Here is a 19,640-nt window from a genome sequence, read left to right on the forward strand (position 1 = left end):
TCAAAGGTTCTCACACCCAAAATAAGGGGTAAGAACAATAAATGGGTAAGTTTTTTACTTACTCTCAACTTTTTTTGATATTTATCAAAATATTTATAGTTTAGACATTATATAGAGCCAAATTTTCATCGCAACCAGTGATTAACTGTATTTCATTATTATTTGCATGGTTTTGGCTAATAAAAAAGCGATGCCCGTTAAGCACCGCTTTATCTGAGGTTCTATTTGTATATCGCTGGCTTCTCTGTTTGCTAAAAGCTAAACGGACAATCCAAGCTTCAAGCCTAAGAACTTAAACTAAGCTTCTTTGAACGCTTTCATCGCTTGTAGATGTTGAGAGATTTTCTTAAACTTATGCGTTTGAGTTTCGTCCCAAATGATTGAGTAGTAATCTTTAAGCTCAGCTTCAGTCTGCTTATTATCGTGTACGTCATCTTCACTGGTCAAAATAACTAAGCAACGATCTTTGTTTTTCATCCGATATTGCTCAACGCATTTTGTCGCAATATCTTCATACTCTTCTGGGCGGTCAATGCGACCAACCATATTTCTCTCTGGGTGCAGGTTAGGGTTAAAAATAACCTGTTTGATCCCGCAGAGAAAACCGATGCGTTCAGACCAAAAGCCACCAAGCCCTACCCCACAAATAATAGGATGTGGATCGTCTGATTGTTCAATGACTTTATGCACTTCTTTCAACAGATGTTGCATGTCATGTTTTGGATGTTGCGTGCTGTAATTAATAAAACGAACATCTTCATCAATGAATTGTAGCTGCAACACTTTCTCGTGGTTACCTGGGCTTGTTGAGTCAAAGCCATGTAGGTAAATAATCATAGTACCTCTCCCGTTCCATATTGGTACACTTCATATCAATCTACCATGAAAGCTAGGGTTTTAAAGGGATAGCTTAAATAATTACTCTATAAGTATCTCGAAAAGTGATCCTAACTACAGAATGTTTGCCTTAACTTATTAGCTTGGTGCAAATAATGCTCATCTCCCCATAACTGATGAGCAAGCAAGTACCATAGCATTCCCATCATTTTTACTCGGGGCTGCCAAGCTTGAACTCCTTCTACCCAGCCATCTACATCCGCTATTTGCCTAAATAGACAATAGCGATAAACGCTCTCAAGCACAGGCTCTTCCGCCGCTTCAATCGTCAGCATTAAATCTAACCTCGGATCTGAGATCGTCGCATACTCCCAGTCAATAACCTTTATTCCCTCTACTGTTTTAACTAGGTTGTAGCAGCCTAAATCAAAATGGCAAAGTGAAAGCTCGATAGCAGGAATATTCGGTGCACCGCGCCACTGCTGATAGACGGACTCAAACTCTGGCGTTCTGAAATTTTGGCTAAGTTGCATCCAGTAGTGATCCACTCTTGCGGTAAAACTAAATGGAATCAGAGGCAGTGCCGAAGTATCAAATCGATGAATACTTGCCGCCGTTTTTAAAATGGAATCAAACGAAGCGCCTGCAGACATGCATTCGCCTTCAACAAATGAGACCAATAACCCTTGCTCATTCACTAGAACAGGCTTTGGACCTAAATGCGTCGATTCAATAGCACTAAGAACTTGGAACTCTTGATGACGAGAAATAGAGAATGCTTGAGAAATGGAGGTATGAGGACGCCACACGTAAGACTGATCAGACTCTGTAATCAGCTTCCAGCAGCGATTCGTCAATCCGCCAGTTAAGGTATGAACCGTCACTGGCGGAGTAACAAAGAAGTCATCAAGTGACTGTAAGGTATTATCGAGCTGTTTAGCTTCAATCCACGCAAATCTAGCCACTAGATGTCTTCCTTTAGGTAGGATCTAACTTGAATTATCTCTAACTATAATCCCAGTAAGCTTTTTGATTCTTGCTTACGGATTTCAGTTTCATCTGCCCATTCGATAAGACCGGTTTCTAGATCCATCAGACGCATGGTCATCTTGTAGTAAACATCTTTATCGCTACCTGCATTTTTAACAATGCTCGATAGGTTTCCGTACATCATGTACTGCGCACCAACCATTTTACCAAACTGAATCGCATTGCTTTGATTCACAAGTTCATCGTTGTTTTGGAAATTCAACTGTTCGCGTACCGACTCAACACGGTCCATATCAACAAAACGGAATTTACCTGAATTTAGCATTTTGGTGCTGATGGTATCGGTAATCGATTCAGTATCAATATGTTCACTAGTCTTGTTCTTAATACGCTCAACAAAAACGATTGGACGTTGGTCACGTGTAATAACCGCGACAGAACCAGCCGTCATCATGCTATCAACCATTTCTCCGGCAATTTTTTGTAAATCAGTAGAACCAAAATCAATGGTTGTTGTTTCAGTAGCCTGCGCATCACCGTAGCTAACTTTATTTGAACAGCCACCAAGAATTACGGCCAAACCTAGTAATGCAATCACACTTTTTTTCATATTGGTTCCTTTATCCACCAAGGGTACTCATTTATCTAAATAATTACGGCTTAAAGCGTTACATTTAAAGGTAACGCCTTAAACATTTAGTCGTTTGAAGCTCGAATTTGAACTCGATATTGGGTGCCATTTGGGTTGACAGAAACCTCTGAAATCGAAAAGCTTTCAAAGCCTCGAACAACAGCCTGACGCCAAGGACCTTGTTTCAAATTGACTTCAAGCCCTGAATCGTCATACCAATAGAAGCGGTACAAAATATGCTGATCGCCTTTATACTGACTGCTGAGTTTTACGACACCTCGCGTGTGCCCATCAACTTGTGTCGTTGCAATATCATCGATAATCAAACGACCACCCAGTACATGATCGCTAAACAGCACTTTCTGCGTTAAGCCATCCACTCGCAACCCAGCAGTATTATCCGCACAGCCCACTAACATGAGTGCTGTTAGCATGCCCAATAACCATCTCTTCATTTTAATCTCCCTAGTTGTTTATGCCACATAATGGCATTTCCACCTTGGCGAGATACCCATACCAAAGTCGTTTGACCTTTAGGTACATTAAACTGATAGCTCTGCCCATCAACCTGTAGTGAGTGCTCACCTGCCGCAACAATTTGGCTTGCACTATTCACTTCGGCTGGCAGAGTTTGCCAGCTTCGCGTATCTGGCTGCTCTGTTAACGCATTCCAAACATTGAACAATAAATTCCCAACATCATCACCTTTTGCAGCTTCTTTGCGGATCCTATCTTTAGCTACTACTCGGAGTGCTTGGCGAATCACGATGCTCGGCAGCCTTTCAGAAAGATCGTTTTGCGCCATTAAGTTAATATTAGCTAATTGGCTAGTATTTACGCGATTGTTATCCAAATGCATGGCAGAAAATCGCTCTGACGCTTGCTTAGGATAATAAGGCAAGGCTAAAGAGTAGATCGCCCCATTACTTCGACTGTCATAAATGGGTAAATCTAAACGCCAACTTTGCATCGCATCAACAACGCCTTGCTCTTCAATGACAATAACTCGCCCTTGATTACTGGTTAACTTCGTAACTGAGTCGTAACGCTTCGTTAATTTAGCCAGGTCTTGATTCATACCTAGGCGCTTTGCTAAACGAATCGTATTATTAATAATTTCGGTGTTTTCAGGCATTACGGCCAATGCTCGTCGATAATCGACATAGGCGGCATTGGGGTCATTTGACGCTTCGTAAAGAAGGCCTGACAAAAACAGCAAATAACCGTTTTGCACCGCTTGCAACTTTTTCCCTGCGTCTGGGTAATTAGACAGCACACTGCCTAAATTTGGTGACAAACCTTTAGATCTAATATCGCTTTGTGCCGACTGTAGCTCTTTTTCTCGTATTTTTTTTGCTTGCTCTTGCACTTGGTTTGCGCGACGCATTTCAACCAATGCGCCTTCTAAGCTATTCTCTTTCAAATAGTTCAAACCAAGATAGAGATGTAGAAAGCCCAACTCATAATCTGCTGGGGTGTACTCCGTCAAATTATCATTAACCGCTAATGCACCGACACTCGTGACCGAATCGCTCACCGATATCACCGCTTTATCTTGCTGAACTCTTACCGCTCGATCACTTAGCTCTAAACTCGATTTACTTTCTGGAAATTGTTCATTAAGAAAGAGCACTCGCCCTCTCTCAAAATTATCCAAAATGTCACCTGCGGCATAGTCAGGTAATGCGTCTTCAGCTTTTTGATACTGTCCGGTCGCGACAGCTTGATGAACCGCATTATTTTGAGCGCTGTAATGACTAAAAAGATTACCAGCCGACAAGGTCGAACAAGCTGAAATCATGATCGACATTGTCGAAACTGCTAATAGTCGAATCTGTCGTCTCACTTACTTCTCCAAATTACCGGCTTATCACGCCATTGTTCTGTTTGTATTTGTAGCTCTATTTGTATTTGTATTTGTAGTTCTATTCGTATGGTCATTAAAGAATAATAGTTGCCAATTGTTTATGTTGACTGATGATTTGTTGAGACCGTCAAAAAACAAAAAAGTTAGGCAACCATTAAAAAATTAACTCATCAACAACGGACCCAATGGGCGACCACCCACTAAATGCATGTGAATATGGTATACCTCTTGTCCACCATGAGAGTTGCAGTTGACGATCAAGCGGTAACCTTTTTCATCAATGCCTTCTTCTTTTGCGAGTTTTTTTGCTACCGTAAACATACGCCCCATCATCGCTTCATCTTCGACTTCGACGTCATTAGTTGTAGGGATGAGTTTATTAGGGATGATCAGAATGTGACTTGGCGCACGTGGGTTGATATCACGAAATGCGGTAACGAGATCATCTTGGTACAACAAATCTGTCGGGATTTCTTTACGAATGATTTTACTGAAAATGGTTTCTTCCGCCATTGAAGCTCTCCAAGATATTTAAGTTTATTACGCAATTAGTATGCTATTTGCTCTTAGTTAGTATGCGCCAAGCATTAATAAATCTCAATAGAAAACACTGTTCATTTATAATAATCGCTATCACATCAATAGTGCGAGGATATTTTTGACGTGTGCGTCAAAGAACGTGTGTCTCACTATCAATACAATGCTAACAATTTTGTTATTTTGAAGACTGTTGGTCTTTTTTATTTTTTGTATTTCTAGGGAGAGTTTTATGAAAGGCTCAGTGATAAAGCGAATGTACGCTGGTTTTGCACTGATAATCCTCATGTTAGCCATTACTATTGCGATAATGATGGATGGCATGAGTCAGATTCATTCCAATTTTCAAACTGTATCGAAAACAGCATTACCCTTAGTTTCGTTATCTAATCAAACCAGTGTGCAGTTACTTTCTGCAGATAAATCTTTTAAGGATTTCTTAACGACTCAAAGTGATGAGCGTATGACCGTCATTCGCGGTGAGTTCGCTACGGCAAAAGATCAATTCTCTCAGGTTCTCTCCCAATTAGAGGCCGCAAGTAACAAAGATCCTTCATTAACAGAGCGAATCACGCAATTACGAGAAATGGAATTGCGCTACTTCGCTGAAGCCGCTGATGCTATGAACAATTATGAATCGATGTTCTCTGCTCAAGAAAAAGTGCAAAAGTCTTCGCGCAACTTCCAGCGTCTACATTCAGAACTGAGTGTCGGTATGAAAGAGTATGTGAGCGACCAAACCAGCATCTCAGTTAAAGTGATGGCGAAGAGCTATTTCATTAAATTGAAAGATGCAGAAGTGATCACCTCAGATGCTTTAGCAAGTTCAGATACTGCATTTGTTCAAAAGGCGGTAACGAAAAACAAAAAAGCAGTGACTCACCTTAATTACGCATACCGTGGTTTAACCGCGCAGCTTCCATCACTTAAAGATGCCTTTGATGAATCGGTAAAGCAGTTCACACGCGATGTCGGCCAAAAAGGTGGGGTGCTTGATCAGCACAATAACTACCTTCTTGCAAAGCAGGCTCTTTATGAAAATATCGCTAATCTCGCGGCTGAAATTGATAATGCCATGCTGATTTTAGATTCATTCAATGTCACGGCTTCAGAAAAACTGAATTCATCATTAGCTGAAGCAGGCGACGTTTATGACCAAGGTGTAATAAAGGCCATCAGTATTGGTGTTCTGGTTACCATCTTTGCTGCGGCAATTGGCTACCATATTTCACATAGCGTTCGCACTCCATTGAATAGCATTTTAAGTGTACTGGAATGCCTCACTGAAGGTGACATGACCAAACGTATTGATGGTAAATTCAGCCTAGAGTTTAGTCGTGTCAGCGGCCACATTAATACTCTTGCTGATAGCCTGCACGATATTCTGGTTAAGCTTAATGATGCCTCTGATAACCTCACCGACACGGCAGGAACCAACCAAACAACATCGACGAATGCCCAGCAACAGCTCAACAACCAGCGAGAACAGACAGCGAATGTTGCCACTGCGATGACAGAAATGGCGCACTCGGTACAAGAAGTGGCGAGCAGTGCGCAAAGCTCTTTACAGATGGTTCAACAAGTTGAAACGGCATCTGAATCTGGCCGTCAAATCATGAACGACAACATCACCACTATTAACCAATTAGAATCTCGCCTTAATGAGTCTGTAGAAGCTGTTGGCGAATTGCAAAAAATGAGCAGTCAAATTGGCTCTATTTTGGATGTGATCCGTAACATTGCAGAACAGACCAACCTTCTGGCTCTAAATGCCGCGATTGAAGCCGCTCGAGCGGGCGAACAAGGACGCGGTTTTGCAGTTGTTGCGGATGAGGTTCGGGTACTTGCGCAACGTACAACGGAATCTACGTCTGAGATTGAAACGATGATCAGCAATCTTCAGTCATCGTCAAAATCTGCTGGTAAGGTGATTGAAGGCTGTATGAACGATATGGATATGTCTGTCGAACAGGCTTCAAATGCTAATAGTGCGATGGAAGAGATCCAAGCTCTGATTATGGAAATTAGCCAAATGAGTACTCATATCTCACAAGCGGCGGTAGAGCAAAATGAGACGACATCTGACATTGCAAGAAACATTGAAGATATTAATCACATCGCCGATGCCAGCTACCAAGCGATGTCATCGATAGCCCAAGCCAGTGAAAATCTAGCAGGGCTTGCCAACCAACAAGGTGAATTAGTGCACCGATTTAAGCTGTAATAGAGAATCAATCGACAATGGGCTCAATGTAACTGGTATGAACCAATTGTTCGATTAAAAACATAAAGTCTGTAAAGGTTCTGTAAATTATTGACTAAGGGCGACTTTTCTATGAAGTCGCCCTTGTTTTTTTTACGCTGCGGCATTATATGTCTACTAAGGCTTGCGAATTTCTTTTGATACCTCACTCTAGGCAGGCCATATGACATTAAGGAATACCTATGGCTGTCCATGTTGGCATCATCGATCAAGACCCTATTCGCTTGCTCACTCCGCTTCTTGATAACCGAACGATCAGTACTCACATTGTGTTCATTGGAGATGATGATCAAAGACATATCTATGATCGACTAAACGCCGTTCTAGAGAAACGTTCGATCACTTCTGAATTTTTTGAGATACCGACCGCAGTCGATACATCTGCCATTAAAGCCTCAATTCAAACACTGGCTCAAAATCTAAAAGCCCGTGGCGGAGAAGTGAAACTCAACGCGAGTTGTGGCCTACGCCATCGCCTGCTTTCTGTCTATGAAGTTTTCCGTTCTTATCACTGGCCGATTTTTGTTGTTGAACCAAACAGCGACAAGCTATGCTGGCTCTACCCTGATGGAAAAGAAGAAGCACAAGTTCAAGATAGAATCACCATTGATGACTACCTGACTGTTTTCGGTGCTCGTGGTGAATTTAACTCTCACGAACTGCCTCCGCAGCTTGATCAAAAACTTTACGAACTTGGTGAACGTTGGGCGGGAAATGCGTTAGAGCTAGGCCCAGGATTAGCGACGCTTAATTATTTAGCGACAACCTGTCGTAAAGAACAGAAGCTTGATGTGCCACTATCGGAAAAGCAACAAGGCTATCGTGAGCTCAACATGCTTCTGACTGACTTAGTGGATGCCAATATCGCGACCTATGAAAATGGTATTCTTACCTTTGCCAATGAGGATGCGCGTCGTTTCTCAAATGGTGAATGGCTAGAAACTCTAGTTCATAGCACGGTGAAACAGATCCAAGATGAAATGCCTACAATCCAAGACCGTTCGTTAAATGTTCAAGTTTATCGCAACCTTGGTGAGCGCGAAGTTCGCAATGAATTAGACGTTGCCTCAGTGGTCAATAACAAACTGCATATTATCGAGTGTAAAACCAAGGGCATGCGAGATGATGGGGATGACACCCTCTACAAACTTGAATCATTACGCGATCTCCTCGGCGGCCTGCAAGCTCGTGCAATGCTTGTCAGTTTCCGCCCTTTACGCCATAACGATATCACTCGTGCAGAAGATTTAGGACTTGCGCTGATCGGCCCTGATGAACTTAAAAACTTAAAACATTATCTGACCGCTTGGTTTAAAGAAGCTGGCGGATACGATGATTTGCAGTAACGCGTCACAATAGCTAATCACAAAGCCTGGTCACAATAGCCAGTCACAGAAAAAAGCCCAACCATCAATCATGGTTGGGCAAAAGAAAAGGCATAATCTTTTAAACGTTTTTACCAGTAAACACGGGCACCAATAGCAAAGCGACTTTCACCATCATTCTTCGTTGGACCAACGAAAACGTCAGATCCTTGATTGGTGTAACCTGTGGTTGTACCTTTGCTATAACCCATTTCTGCATAAATGCGTGACCAGCTATTAAACTTGTGTACCGCACCTAAGTAAGCATTTTTTCCGTCGCCTTCTAAGCGGCCAGCTTTTTGCTCTACATACTCAACACCAGAATAAGCACTCGTTTTCTTTGTAAAGGCATATGTACCACCTAAGCTGAATGCATTTTCCTTAATTTTCCCAGATGAGTTAAGATCCTCAAGCTGTGCGTTGTAATAAGTGAAACCGACAAGCGCATCACCCATTGTGTATTCGACCGTACCTTCGAAGAAAGTATTTTTTAAATCAGCAACGATATCTGTACCTGAGTTATCTCCGACTACATGACCTTTTGATGTATTGGTACCACCACCAAAGTGTAGAGATAGATCACCCGCTGATGTTCCAGCATAAAGTTCTGTCAGCTCTTGGTTGGTATCGTCTTGATCTAAACCGTGGTTCGCCGCTACCCAGAAGCTATCGCTTTCATAGTTATACTTAATCAACGAGTCATGACGGGCACCTGAAAGTGTCGCATGGCGTAAACCAGTGCCACCAAAGAAGTACGAGTAATCCGCGCCCCAAGTGTCATCCGATACAACCCACTGACGACCTACGGTAATTTTACCGAAATCGCCACTCACACCCGCATAATGCAGGCGGTTTTTCATTGTATAGTCGCCTTTACCTTGCAGACCAAATTCAACTTTACCAAAAACATTAATCCCCTCAACCAACTGGTACTCTGCTTTTACACCCGCTCTTGATGAACCGGCACCAAGAGTGATGTCTTTATCTGGGTTTTTCTTTAATTCTGTACGAAGCTGACCATAAAATTCAGCTTTGCCCTCATCTGATTTATAGATTTCTGCGGCTGATACGGCACCAGCGACGAAAAGAGAAGGGATGATTACTGCTAGAAGTGTTTTTTTCATTTTACTGTCCTGTGACTTTATTATCCTTAATAGCGCACGCCGTCCTAGCTGCGCCGGGAAAAGCTAACAGGAATTAATTTCAGTCACAAATGACTCTTTCAGAATGATTAATCAGAAAACTCAATAAAAACAGTTAAATGACTCGCATACCTTTAATTTTCTAGCAGCACATAAAAAACACATTACTACTCACATTTTAGTCAGAAAAAAGAACCCATAACATTAACCAATCCAGTAATAACAAGTAATCAGAAAACCTCACAAGAAAAATAAACCCACCTTATCAGCATAATTACTCACATCACTTCAAGCGATTCATATTCCAATTGCTATTAACTTATAATCTGTAGTTATAATAAACTTTCGAGGCAGTTCAAATTTATAAAATAATCAATGTAAGTTATTGTTTTAAAAGTTATTTACATTTGGTCCAAAAATACAAAAAGAGCAAAGGTTTCCCTTTGCTCTTTTCGTGTTTATTTATCTATCGGAGGACAGAAAATTAAAGCATTTTACGAGCCGCTGCTACAACGACTTTAATAGAGCGCGCTTCTGTCTCTTTCAACGTTGCGTGATCTGGGATTTCTTTTTGTGTACGGTTAATGATAACACCCGCCACACAACCCGCTTTAAGACCTGAGCTTGCACACATTGTAAGTAATGTTGCTGATTCCATTTCAAAGTTAAGAACGCCCATATCTTGCCATTCTTGCATTGAACCTTGGAAACGCTTAACTACACGACCAGAGAACGTATCGTAACGCTCTTGACCTGGGTAGAAAGTATCACTTGAAGCAGTTACACCCATGTGAACGGCTGCGCCAGACTCTTCAACGGCAGCTTTCATTGCAGTTGCGATTTCGAAATCAGCCACAGCTGGGAATTCCATAGGAGCGAAATGCAAGCTTGCACCGTCTAAACGAACAGAACCAGTAGTAACGATCATGTCACCTACGTTTACGTGAGATTGAATCGCACCAGTAGTACCAACACGTAAGAAAGTACGAACACCAAGCTGTGCTAGTTCTTCTACAGCAATAGAAGTTGAAGGACCACCGATACCAGTTGAACATACAACAACAGACTTGCCATCAAGCTCTGCACGGTAAAGAGTATATTCACGGTGGCTAGCTAGGAAAACTGGGTTCTCCATTTCTTCAGCAATCTTTTGTACACGAGCCGGATCGCCAGGGATGATAGCAAGAGTAGCGCCATTTAGATCAGCTTCAGTAATACCTAGGTGGAAAACAGCTTGAGACATAAGTCACTCCTTTATGGCTTAGTTAACGAGTTCTTCGCTTCGCTGGCTAAGCACGTATTAAATTGGTTGGGGTACACAACAACTCTAACCAACCTTAGAAGAATAAAGAGTGATATACATCACAACCAATAGCAAGATGTAACATGCGCTTTCACATAAAATCGGTTGGCATCACACTTTTATCATACAAAGAAAACTAGGTTGCATAAATTTGAGATAGAAAAACATTAAACCGAACAAAGTATAGGCACTGAATATGACAAAAAGCCTCTTTTATCTGCTTATCTATTTATTTTCCTAGGCATTTATCGTCGAACATAAAAAAGGTGTTGAACCCAAGAAGTTCAACACCTTTGAATAACTATGATTGAGTTATACTTTCAGTAAGTTCAAAACCGTAGTTTTATTTTATTCATCTATTTTCGATTTAAATTTAAGAAGACGTAAAGCATTAAGTGTCACCAAAGCCGTTGCGCCACTGTCTGCCAATACTGCAACCCATAACCCTGTTATACCTAACAGGCTTGTGACCAGAAATACGCTCTTTAAGCCCAGCGCCAAAATGACATTTTGACGAATATTATTGAGTGTCGCACGTGATAACTCAATCATACCTGCAAGCTCAATCAGTCGATTATGAGTCAAGGCTGAGTCTGCCGTTTCCAGGGCGACATCAGTCCCCCCGCCCATCGCAATACCGACGCTCGCGGCTTTCATTGCTGGAGCATCATTAATCCCATCACCGACCATACCAACGACAGAGTCTGCCGATAGCTTATCCACATAGGTCACTTTATCCTTAGGCAGTAGGCTTGCTTTAAAATCAATCCCGATTTTCTGACTAATGGCTGCAGCACTACGCGGATTATCTCCTGTCAACATAACGGAGTTAATACCCAATTTTTTCAGTGCTTCAATAGCTTGATGAGCATCTTCACGAAGAGTATCTTGCCACGCAATAATACCAATCGCCGCGGTATCTGAACTGGCGACAACAACGGTTTTACCCTGCTCTTCAAGCTGGTGGATCCTATCTAGAACATCACTCTCTAGCTCAACGTTCACTTTCGTTGGCGCTAAAATATAATATTCCGCCCCATCGAGTTCTCCTCGAACGCCACTTCCAACCAAAGCCTGCTTATTGATGGCTTCAGGAATATCAATCCCCAAGATCTCCGCTTTTCTAACTAAAGAGATTGCAAGCGGGTGACTTGAACCGACTTCAATTGCCGAAACCACCCGTAAAAAAGCCTCCTCTTGCCAGCCATTCAGAGTGATCACATCGGTTACTTCTGGTTTGCCTTTCGTTAAAGTACCGGTTTTATCGAAAGCAATCGTTTCAATTTTTCCTAGCTGTTCCAGCGCCGCGCCACCTTTAATTAAAGCACCTCGTCTCGCCCCTGCCGCTAGCCCTGAAGTAATCGCCGCCGGTGTTGAAATCACTAGTGCACAAGGACATGCAATCAATAACAATGCTAAACCGCGATAAACCCAAGTTTCCCAAGGTTGAGCAAACAATAGTGGCGGCGTAATGATAACCAGCAGTGAGACCAACATCATGAGTGGCGTATACCAACGACTGAACTTATCTAAAAATCGCGCAAGAGGTGCTTTACGAGATTCCGCCTCTTCTATTAGGTGCAGAATTCGATCTATCGCGTTTTCGCCCTGCTTGGAAGTGATAGAAAAGCGCACCACTTTATCGACTACTACGGCACCTGCCATCACACCTTCGCCTTTAAAACGCTCAACAGGGATCGACTCACCTGTTAATGCACTCTCATCAAAGCTGGCGTTACTGTCTTGTAACTGACCATCTGCGGGTAAACGCGAGCCTGGAGAAACTTCGATGACATCACCTGGTGTTAGTTCACTAGCTGAGACTTCAACTCGCTCACCGTTAACAATTTTCACTGCCGACTCTGGCACTAATGCCATTAATGCTTGTACACCACTACGCGCCCTCGAAGCGGCAAAGGCTTCAAGTCGTTCTCCGATAAGGAATAGTAGCAGTACCATTGCCGCTTCAACGGTTTCACCAAGATAGAGTGCACCAAGCGCTGCAACACTCATTAAGGTTTCAATCGCAAATGGCGTGCCTGACTTGGCTAAAGTGATCGCTTTCTTTGTTACGGGGAACAAGCCGAGTAAGCAGGTAAGGATAAAGACCCACTGGCTAAATTCTGGAGCAATAGGTTTGATCAAAGCACCTATTGCCATCGCTGAGGCTATCGCAATAATTTGAGCATTGGCCTTTAATACAGACTGCCAACCAGAAGTTTGAGGTTCGGAACTGGGAGCGGTTGTTGACCGCAGAGGAAAGCCCGTTTTTTTCGCCACTTTTTCGATATGTTCGGCAAGCGATGGATCATCAAAGTTGACGACCAGTTTTTCTGTAGCAAATAAGACTTTAGCGTTAACGACACCTTCAACGTTCTGAATCGCCGTTTCAATCTTTCGAGCACAAGATGGGCAATCCATCCCTGAAACTTTCCAGCTTTGAGAGTAGTGACTATTTGATGTTAAGGGCTGACTGTCCTCTTCCGCGGGGTCTGTACCACAGCAACTTGAACCACCACTTTCTGTTTCACAGCAACCTGCCGTTTGTGCCGTGCCTTCAGCAGAAATCGTCGTAATGGTTGGGCTTGAACAACTTCCCTTGCTAGGGGGATTAACACCTGTTTTGCTTGAACAGCACGCATCATGTTTAGTACACATATAGTTATCCTTATTAAAGTATGAATAAATCATACACCTTGGAGTTAGCTCCAAGGTCAAGAAAAACTATCGTGCTACATTCGTTTTTTCGATTTCGTCTTCATCAATCGCAACTTCATCAATCAAAATGGCATCATGTGAACAAAATGGCTGTGTATTGATACAAATGATGGCGGGATCATCGTCGTCTTCATCAGGAACGTCACTGTTTTTCATTATTTCAGCAATGTGATGACGCAAGGCCCATATCGCAATTAAACCAAATAGAACATTCCCTATCGCTTGACCATATAGTACACCAAGGGCTCCGTGCCAATACGCTCCAAGAGTAACGAATGGTAGCGTGCCTAATGTCGCTTTCCCCAAATTTAAAACCGTTGAATAGATGGGTTTGCCCAAGTTATTAAATGACGTATTCGCAACAAACAGTGCCCCATTAAACACAAAAGTGATCGCAACGTATGTACAAAAGGCCTTTAACATGACAGCGGCATCCCCTTGCAAACTAAACGCTGCCACAATGAAATCTTGCACCAAATAAAGAACGCTACAAACCACCATCGTATAAACAGTGGTCACCACCAAAGAGTTACTCAATGTTTCCTTCACTCGCGTGATTTTATCGGCACCAAAGTTTTGACCAATGATCGGTCCAACAGCACCAGACAGTGCAAATATCACCGCAAAGCAGACAGGAGTCAGACGCCCGACAACCGCGTAGCCAGCCACAAAGTCTTCTCCAAATTGTGCGATGGCTGAGGTCACTATGGCATTACCAATAGGTGTCGCGGTATTAGTCAGAATGGCGGGCAATGCGATGGCCAGAATATTCCTGATATGCAGTTGCCATGCTGAAAAATTGGGGACCGCGACTAAGTTATGAACACGAATAAGAGGGTATAGGGAAAAGAAGAGAACCGTTGCTCTTGCAAATACAGATGCCAATGCTGCACCTTCAACGTTCCAACCAAAACCAAAAATAAAAATGGGGTCAAGGATCGCATTAACAATACCGCCAGACAGCGTCGCCCACATTGACCGCTTGGCATCGCCTGCCGCTCTTAGCCCTGCTCCTGCCGCCATCGCTAATGCAATAAAAGGACTGCTTGGTAATAAAATACGCAAATACGCTTCTGCTCTTTCAGCCGCAAGACCTTTTGCGCCTATTGCAGACAACAGCTCAGGTATATAAGTGAACATCACACTTGTCACTAAGACACTAATAAAAAATGCAGTAATCAATATACTGACGCTTAATTGCCTAGCGGTCTGTGCCTGTTTTGCTCCGATGGACTTTGAAACCAACGCCCCCATCGCAATTGAAGTCCCGATTGAAACGGAGGTGGTAAAAAAGGTCAATGTTCCAGCAAAACCAACCGCAGCCGCTAACTCCACTTGTCCCAACATACTAATGAACAGCATATCTAATAGATCAACCACGAACAGCGCCATCAAGCCGATAGAGCCTGACCCTGTCATTACTAGAATGTGTTTCATTGTTGAGCCTTCAACAAACTTAGCGTTCTGTGTGGTCATTGACTCTCCGTCTTCATCGTTTTTATCACTATCATTATATCGCTTGAACAACAAAAGGCGCTCTTGGCGCCCCTTGCTTATTTCTCTATTTCTCTATTTCTCTATTTCTCTATTTCTCTACAGAATAAATCCATCACACTGGGTGCTTGAAACACTCTTCGAGATTTTTACCTATCGCTCTTAGAACATCACGACGAGTAATAATGCCAACCAGTTTTTTATTATCAATCACTGGGTACACTTTCGGCTTTCCTACTTTCATCATCCCCGCTAAATCGATAATAGTCATATCAGGGCTCACAGACAAAACCTCTGCATGCATACAGTCACCAACAATATGCGTGTCTTGACAGAAATAGCTCACCTTCACCAATTTATCGAGTAAATCTTGCTCGGATAAGAAACCGATTACCTCTTCGGCATCATTAATAACAGGGCCGCCTAAATGGTCCGTTTTCATGACTTTGTCTAAAGCGGCACTTAAAGGCATATCAACGGTGAATGTTACCGCGCGCTGAGTCATATAATCTCGAACTCTCAATGATTCCATATCTATCTCCTTATACAGCCACATTATGCTGCCTATAGAGTAATTGTTGTCTAATTTCTTGATTTTACTAAATGGATTACAACAATTTTATTAATAGGCAAAACCTATCACTAGCAAGAACGTTGAAATAAAAGGGCTTGAGGAGGGTTAATAGAGAAATTTATTTTTTTCTCATCGTGTTTTTTCTACATCTCGCATGGTGAACACTGCGCTCACGAGTGAAACAATAAAGGGCACACAGTAAGTTAACAGCGCTTTGGTCCAACTAAAAACCCCTAGTCCCCAAATTGCATCATACTGATTGATTACATTCAAAATGCTGCCTACCACCAAAGCAATGATAAACGCCCGCTTATATAGCACTTTCGGCATAGTCTTCTCCATTTGTTTGTAAACGGCTAACTGGTGTCACTCATGCTCAATGGCATTGGTGCATTAATTGTATTTGCCAATAAGAGTAAGTATGGTGACAAACGTTTGAATGAACAATGTGACGCCTTCCACGACGAAACTAAGAAAGTTGACTAATACCATGAAACACTATTTCACTAAGCTCTACCAAGGGATATCTCACCACATTATGGACGCTTTAGACTTTCAATCTAGGATCTGGGTTATCCGTATTACTGAAAGTACATTTAAAGATCAGTCATTCATTATTAATGAAGATAGTTTTAGTGAATCTCTACAGTGGATGAAACAGCGTAATTATTCTGTCGAAATGTTAGAACAAGTAGAAAAAATGACAATATCGCAGGTGAATTCCTTCCAATTTGGCGATCAACACCACCAACTTATGCGAGTAAAGTAGGTAGGCACATTGCACTTGCTTATTTACTTACTAACTTAAAAATAAGTGCAATGTGGATAATCAGCTCAAAGTCTTATCCGTTTGATTGGCAATATGACTGCCAATATTCAAGAGCCTGTTTATAGGCCAATTCTCTATCGTGCAGATCTGCAAACAAAACCGCACTCATCGTATCAACCACGGCATTCGCCATTAATACCAACTCGCTGTCAGGCGTCCCTAAAATGCATGAAGACGGCAGTGGGATATCCTCTGACATCATTTCTGGCCAGTAGTACGATTCAACACCTTCAGGCGTGCTCATCCACACCGTTTGACTCACTTTAGGGTTATATTCAGATTCACCGGACTGACCTTTAAAAGAGATAACTGAGTGTGACTTAATCCCAATCACATGCTCAACTTCTGCATGAAGCTGTTGAAAACCGGGATGAAAGCTACCACGAAGCCCCAAACGCCCCCCGCCTGGGTTCAGTGCTCTTACGACTGTGTTAATTGGCGTACGTAGGCCATAGCGGTTTTTCCAACCTAACATTGTTTTCGCTTGTGGAGCAAAACTGTCTAAAGGTAAATAAGCAATATTGGATTGGCTCAGATGCTCTTGTGCTTGTTCTACCGATTCAGCAGGGACAATATTAAACAAATGTAGATAGCTCTCAGCGTGTTCACGCCCACTCGGTTTATCCATATAACCATGCATTAAGACCCTGAAGCCATTATGAGCAAGGATATTAGCAGCCAACAGATGCCAAGGTTTCGCACTGCTTTTATCATTACGCTTACCGGCATAACATGGCCAATCAATATCGACACCCATGTTTGGCACTCTTGATTGAAACGCTTTAACAAAACCAGCAATTTCAGCATTGGTCTCATTCTGCACTCTAATCAGCATAAGGAGCATCGCCATTTGGTCATCGCCCACTTGGCCATCAAGGTATTCATCCATGACTTGATACGCTTGCTCAAATGAGAGAGGTTTTCTCCCTCGCTCACCTCGACCAACCGCTCGTATGCACTCTAAAATTATGCTCATCCTTTCCTCTACGATCTAAGTACCCAGTTATCACAACATGCTATGGCGAAAAGCTCACTCAAACAACTTATTATCACAAAGGAATCAATTTGATTTTAAGCCACTTGAATCTCCCATAGTAAACAGGGATGATTGCGCCGATTGAGTGGAATTGAAAGTTTGTGCCATTCATCTACGTTCAATTCAAACGCTATGCATAGGAATAAATGATGTCAGAACTAAATACAAAAATTGAAAGAAACGAAACCAAACAGCGTATGAGCCGTGCCGTTGTGCATAACGGAGTGATCTACCTTTGTGGGCAAGTAGCGAAAGACTCAACAAAAGACATTACAGAGCAAACTCAAACCATGTTGGACAAAGTGGATGAATTGCTAACGAACTACGGTTCAAACCGTGAAAGTATGCTTTCTGCCACTATCTATGTGAAAACAATGGCTGACTTTGCTGAAATGAACGCAGTATGGGATGCTTGGGTACCAGAAGGTCATGCTCCTGCTCGTGCTTGTGTAGAAGCGAGTATGGCAAGAGAAGAACTGCTGGTCGAAATTTCAGTGATTGCAGCACAAGTCCGCTAGTCGATTGAAATGGGTTGAATATTTTTAGACGAATTTGTTCAACCCTTAATTTTATAAACTGAGCAAATACAAAGAGTCACTGATTTATTCGCTTTTTTACTGCGTATCTTTTGAAAAAACTTACCAAAAAGCTTTACACGGTTCGAAAACTCTATATGATAGCGCTCACTCTGTAGTTCAGAGTTATTAATGAAACAAGTAAGTAAAGAAAGACCTAGATTCATTTGCGTAACCGTTTGTGTTTTAAGAGTTTCCCTTGGCTTCATCGTAACATCGATAATTCGAATCTCAGCAAATCGCATTGGCGATTTTTTTCCTCAACGAATTTATATAAGGGACATAATATGTCTAAAACAACTGGTAGCGTAAAATGGTTCAACGAAACTAAAGGTTTCGGTTTCCTAACTCAAGACAACGGCGGCGCTGACGTATTCGTACACTTCCGTGCAATCGCTTCTGAAGGTTTCAAAACTCTTGCTGAAGGCCAAAAAGTGTCTTTTGAAGTAGAGCAAGGCCCTAAAGGTCTTCAAGCAGCAAACGTTGTTGCTGAGTAATTCTTACTTTAAGTAAAGAATTTCAAAAGGTCGCTCATTGAGCGGCCTTTTTTGTATCTGTCATATTTAAAAGCAAAAACAGTTCTCTTTGTATATGACACATACAAAAAGAGGGTGAGAGTATCATCTACTCTCACCCTCTTTTGCATTCTAGGTGCCTACTCTTCATTACTGCTTTTTAAATTGGAGATAGCTAAATAGCGATAACAGACTAAAAAATGCTGGATCACTCCAACCAAAACCGGTGAAAATGCCGATAATGCCAGCGTACAAAGTAATCGCAACGCCTAACAGGTTGAGAATAGTCAGAGCAAGAAACAGATTCCTCGCCAATTTTCCGACTTCAATATCTCGTAGTAATAGACTTATTGCACCAATCCCACCCAGAAATATCGACGTATGTTGGGAAAGAAAATAGGCGTATTGATCATTAATTTCCAAGCCATACATTGGCCACATTATGCTAGGGACCACGAACAGTGCGATTGCAAATACAGTATAGATAGCACCGTGCACTGTTAAAAACATTTTATTATTCATCTGTTACTCCTCTTCCTCACATCAACCTTTTTACCTCAACCAGCACATTTATGAACGCGCGCTAATTGGGCCTTTATTGATCAAGGAAAGCGTTTCGTTTACGTCGAAAATTTTACCAACGATATTTGTGATACCCATTTCGCCTAAACGAGCACTGTGCATTTCCAAATAATTTTTTGCGCTTGCTTCATCTTCAAACAGGTAGATACCGCCGCCTAATTGTAGCACTTCACTTTCAGTCCAGATTTTCCAAATCATTCCTGGTTCATGGTTGATGGATTCAGCAAGCCCGACTAGCATTGTCGCCATCTCTTCACCAAATGGGCCTGAGTAATCAAAATCAACTTGTAGTAATTTATTCATCATGTGTCTCCAAATTTAATATCAATACTGAACAAAACCGCCCAATCAGAATATTTTTCATCCGTTGATTGACTCGGTGT

General features: G+C 42.1%; 20 protein-coding genes. 5 read left to right on the forward strand and 15 right to left on the reverse strand.

Translation table 11 applies throughout. The features are described 5' to 3' along the window. Nucleotides 1-297 precede the first annotated feature (297 nt). The 6 genes from ycfP to hinT form a co-directional block, all read right to left on the reverse strand. Nucleotides 298-837, reverse strand: a complete 540-nt coding sequence (gene ycfP, locus OCV39_RS09540) for an alpha/beta hydrolase YcfP (RefSeq protein ID WP_113797547.1) — start codon at nt 835-837, stop codon at nt 298-300. 110 nt (nt 838-947) lie between these two features. Beyond that, nucleotides 948-1,802, reverse strand: coding sequence for a phosphotransferase (locus OCV39_RS09545; RefSeq protein ID WP_113797549.1), 855 nt, complete (start codon nt 1,800-1,802; stop codon nt 948-950). 44 nt (nt 1,803-1,846) lie between these two features. Beyond that, nucleotides 1,847-2,437 (reverse strand): penicillin-binding protein activator LpoB, encoded by a 591-nt coding sequence (gene lpoB, locus OCV39_RS09550; protein WP_017054475.1) that lies wholly within the window; start codon nt 2,435-2,437, stop codon nt 1,847-1,849. Nucleotides 2,438-2,523: 86 nt separating this feature from the next. Then, on the reverse strand, nt 2,524-2,913 hold the full coding sequence (locus tag OCV39_RS09555; RefSeq protein WP_136993718.1) for a YcfL family protein: 390 nt from the start codon (nt 2,911-2,913) through the stop codon (nt 2,524-2,526). Then, a complete protein-coding gene (locus OCV39_RS09560) occupies nt 2,910-4,238 on the reverse strand; it encodes a COG3014 family protein (RefSeq protein WP_390903247.1) in 1,329 nt (442 codons plus the stop codon). Before OCV39_RS09560 ends, OCV39_RS09555 begins: the two co-directional genes overlap by 4 nt. A gap of 249 nt (nt 4,239-4,487) precedes the next feature. After that, complete coding sequence (gene hinT, locus OCV39_RS09565; RefSeq protein ID WP_017054478.1) at nt 4,488-4,838, reverse strand: purine nucleoside phosphoramidase; 351 nt, start codon at nt 4,836-4,838, stop codon at nt 4,488-4,490. Nucleotides 4,839-5,094: 256 nt separating this feature from the next. On the opposite strand from hinT, the gene OCV39_RS09570 reads away from it, so the two are divergent. Continuing rightward, nucleotides 5,095-7,086 (forward strand): methyl-accepting chemotaxis protein, encoded by a 1,992-nt coding sequence (locus OCV39_RS09570; protein WP_113797553.1) that lies wholly within the window; start codon nt 5,095-5,097, stop codon nt 7,084-7,086. Nucleotides 7,087-7,307: 221 nt separating this feature from the next. Continuing rightward, entirely contained in the window at nt 7,308-8,471 is a 1,164-nt protein-coding gene (locus OCV39_RS09575) for a DUF1887 family protein (RefSeq protein ID WP_171756601.1), read from the forward strand. A gap of 110 nt (nt 8,472-8,581) precedes the next feature. Here the strand turns inward: OCV39_RS09575 and OCV39_RS09580 are convergent, their stop codons facing one another. The 6 genes from OCV39_RS09580 to nrtS form a co-directional block, all read right to left on the reverse strand. Beyond that, a complete protein-coding gene (locus OCV39_RS09580; RefSeq protein WP_261888371.1) occupies nt 8,582-9,613 on the reverse strand; it encodes a porin in 1,032 nt (343 codons plus the stop codon). 502 nt (nt 9,614-10,115) lie between these two features. Continuing rightward, nucleotides 10,116-10,874, reverse strand: coding sequence for a uridine phosphorylase (gene udp / locus OCV39_RS09585; protein ID WP_017052671.1), 759 nt, complete (start codon nt 10,872-10,874; stop codon nt 10,116-10,118). Nucleotides 10,875-11,282: 408 nt separating this feature from the next. Then, on the reverse strand, nt 11,283-13,592 hold the full coding sequence (locus OCV39_RS09590) for a zinc/cadmium/mercury/lead-transporting ATPase (RefSeq protein ID WP_261888372.1): 2,310 nt from the start codon (nt 13,590-13,592) through the stop codon (nt 11,283-11,285). A 66-nt stretch (nt 13,593-13,658) separates the two neighbouring features. After that, a complete protein-coding gene (locus tag OCV39_RS09595) occupies nt 13,659-15,128 on the reverse strand; it encodes an MATE family efflux transporter (RefSeq protein WP_261888373.1) in 1,470 nt (489 codons plus the stop codon). 133 nt (nt 15,129-15,261) lie between these two features. Then, nucleotides 15,262-15,678: a CBS domain-containing protein gene (locus OCV39_RS09600; RefSeq protein WP_017052674.1), complete on the reverse strand. Its 417-nt coding sequence runs from the start codon at nt 15,676-15,678 to the stop codon at nt 15,262-15,264. Nucleotides 15,679-15,849: 171 nt separating this feature from the next. Beyond that, nucleotides 15,850-16,050 carry a nitrate/nitrite transporter NrtS gene (nrtS, locus tag OCV39_RS09605; RefSeq protein ID WP_017052675.1) on the reverse strand — a complete coding sequence of 67 codons (201 nt, stop codon included), beginning with the start codon at nt 16,048-16,050 and terminating at the stop codon, nt 15,850-15,852. Nucleotides 16,051-16,210: 160 nt separating this feature from the next. Here nrtS and OCV39_RS09610 point away from each other — a divergent pair, with 160 nt between their 5' ends. Further along, nucleotides 16,211-16,489: a hypothetical protein gene (locus OCV39_RS09610; protein WP_261888374.1), complete on the forward strand. Its 279-nt coding sequence runs from the start codon at nt 16,211-16,213 to the stop codon at nt 16,487-16,489. Between the two features lie 73 nt (nt 16,490-16,562). Here OCV39_RS09610 and OCV39_RS09615 read toward each other — a convergent pair whose 3' ends face one another. After that, nucleotides 16,563-17,525: a glycosyl transferase family protein gene (locus OCV39_RS09615; protein ID WP_113797563.1), complete on the reverse strand. Its 963-nt coding sequence runs from the start codon at nt 17,523-17,525 to the stop codon at nt 16,563-16,565. A gap of 209 nt (nt 17,526-17,734) precedes the next feature. Here OCV39_RS09615 and OCV39_RS09620 point away from each other — a divergent pair, with 209 nt between their 5' ends. Together OCV39_RS09620 and cspE are read left to right on the forward strand one after the other, a co-directional pair. Then, on the forward strand, nt 17,735-18,103 hold the full coding sequence (locus OCV39_RS09620; RefSeq protein WP_017052678.1) for a RidA family protein: 369 nt from the start codon (nt 17,735-17,737) through the stop codon (nt 18,101-18,103). 344 nt (nt 18,104-18,447) lie between these two features. Beyond that, on the forward strand, nt 18,448-18,657 hold the full coding sequence (gene cspE, locus OCV39_RS09625) for a transcription antiterminator/RNA stability regulator CspE (RefSeq protein WP_017052680.1): 210 nt from the start codon (nt 18,448-18,450) through the stop codon (nt 18,655-18,657). A gap of 168 nt (nt 18,658-18,825) precedes the next feature. Here the strand turns inward: cspE and OCV39_RS09630 are convergent, their stop codons facing one another. Beyond that, nucleotides 18,826-19,197 carry a hypothetical protein gene (locus OCV39_RS09630; protein ID WP_113797567.1) on the reverse strand — a complete coding sequence of 124 codons (372 nt, stop codon included), beginning with the start codon at nt 19,195-19,197 and terminating at the stop codon, nt 18,826-18,828. A gap of 48 nt (nt 19,198-19,245) precedes the next feature. Further along, nucleotides 19,246-19,560, reverse strand: a complete 315-nt coding sequence (locus OCV39_RS09635) for a monooxygenase (protein WP_113797569.1) — start codon at nt 19,558-19,560, stop codon at nt 19,246-19,248. Nucleotides 19,561-19,640: the final 80 nt, after the last annotated feature.

The organism is Vibrio cortegadensis (genome assembly GCF_024347395.1).
Classification (GTDB): Bacteria; Pseudomonadota; Gammaproteobacteria; order Enterobacterales; family Vibrionaceae; genus Vibrio; species Vibrio cortegadensis.

Excerpts from the sequence above, each read along its gene's own strand:
- ycfP (WP_113797547.1), bottom strand. The coding sequence starts at position 837 with ATGATTATTTACCTACATGGCTTTGACTCAACAAGCCCAGGTAACCAC.
- lpoB (WP_017054475.1), bottom strand. The coding sequence starts at position 2,437 with ATGAAAAAAAGTGTGATTGCATTACTAGGTTTGGCCGTAATTCTTGGT.
- OCV39_RS09555 (WP_136993718.1), bottom strand. The coding sequence starts at position 2,913 with ATGAAGAGATGGTTATTGGGCATGCTAACAGCACTCATGTTAGTGGGC.
- hinT (WP_017054478.1), bottom strand. The coding sequence starts at position 4,838 with ATGGCGGAAGAAACCATTTTCAGTAAAATCATTCGTAAAGAAATCCCG.
- OCV39_RS09570 (WP_113797553.1), top strand. The coding sequence starts at position 5,095 with ATGAAAGGCTCAGTGATAAAGCGAATGTACGCTGGTTTTGCACTGATA.
- OCV39_RS09575 (WP_171756601.1), top strand. The coding sequence starts at position 7,308 with ATGGCTGTCCATGTTGGCATCATCGATCAAGACCCTATTCGCTTGCTC.
- OCV39_RS09580 (WP_261888371.1), bottom strand. The coding sequence starts at position 9,613 with ATGAAAAAAACACTTCTAGCAGTAATCATCCCTTCTCTTTTCGTCGCT.
- udp (WP_017052671.1), bottom strand. The coding sequence starts at position 10,874 with ATGTCTCAAGCTGTTTTCCACCTAGGTATTACTGAAGCTGATCTAAAT.
- OCV39_RS09590 (WP_261888372.1), bottom strand. The coding sequence starts at position 13,592 with ATGTGTACTAAACATGATGCGTGCTGTTCAAGCAAAACAGGTGTTAAT.
- OCV39_RS09595 (WP_261888373.1), bottom strand. The coding sequence starts at position 15,128 with ATGACCACACAGAACGCTAAGTTTGTTGAAGGCTCAACAATGAAACAC.
- OCV39_RS09600 (WP_017052674.1), bottom strand. The coding sequence starts at position 15,678 with ATGGAATCATTGAGAGTTCGAGATTATATGACTCAGCGCGCGGTAACA.
- nrtS (WP_017052675.1), bottom strand. The coding sequence starts at position 16,050 with ATGCCGAAAGTGCTATATAAGCGGGCGTTTATCATTGCTTTGGTGGTA.
- OCV39_RS09610 (WP_261888374.1), top strand. The coding sequence starts at position 16,211 with ATGAAACACTATTTCACTAAGCTCTACCAAGGGATATCTCACCACATT.
- OCV39_RS09615 (WP_113797563.1), bottom strand. The coding sequence starts at position 17,525 with ATGAGCATAATTTTAGAGTGCATACGAGCGGTTGGTCGAGGTGAGCGA.
- OCV39_RS09620 (WP_017052678.1), top strand. The coding sequence starts at position 17,735 with ATGTCAGAACTAAATACAAAAATTGAAAGAAACGAAACCAAACAGCGT.
- cspE (WP_017052680.1), top strand. The coding sequence starts at position 18,448 with ATGTCTAAAACAACTGGTAGCGTAAAATGGTTCAACGAAACTAAAGGT.
- OCV39_RS09630 (WP_113797567.1), bottom strand. The coding sequence starts at position 19,197 with ATGAATAATAAAATGTTTTTAACAGTGCACGGTGCTATCTATACTGTA.
- OCV39_RS09635 (WP_113797569.1), bottom strand. The coding sequence starts at position 19,560 with ATGAATAAATTACTACAAGTTGATTTTGATTACTCAGGCCCATTTGGT.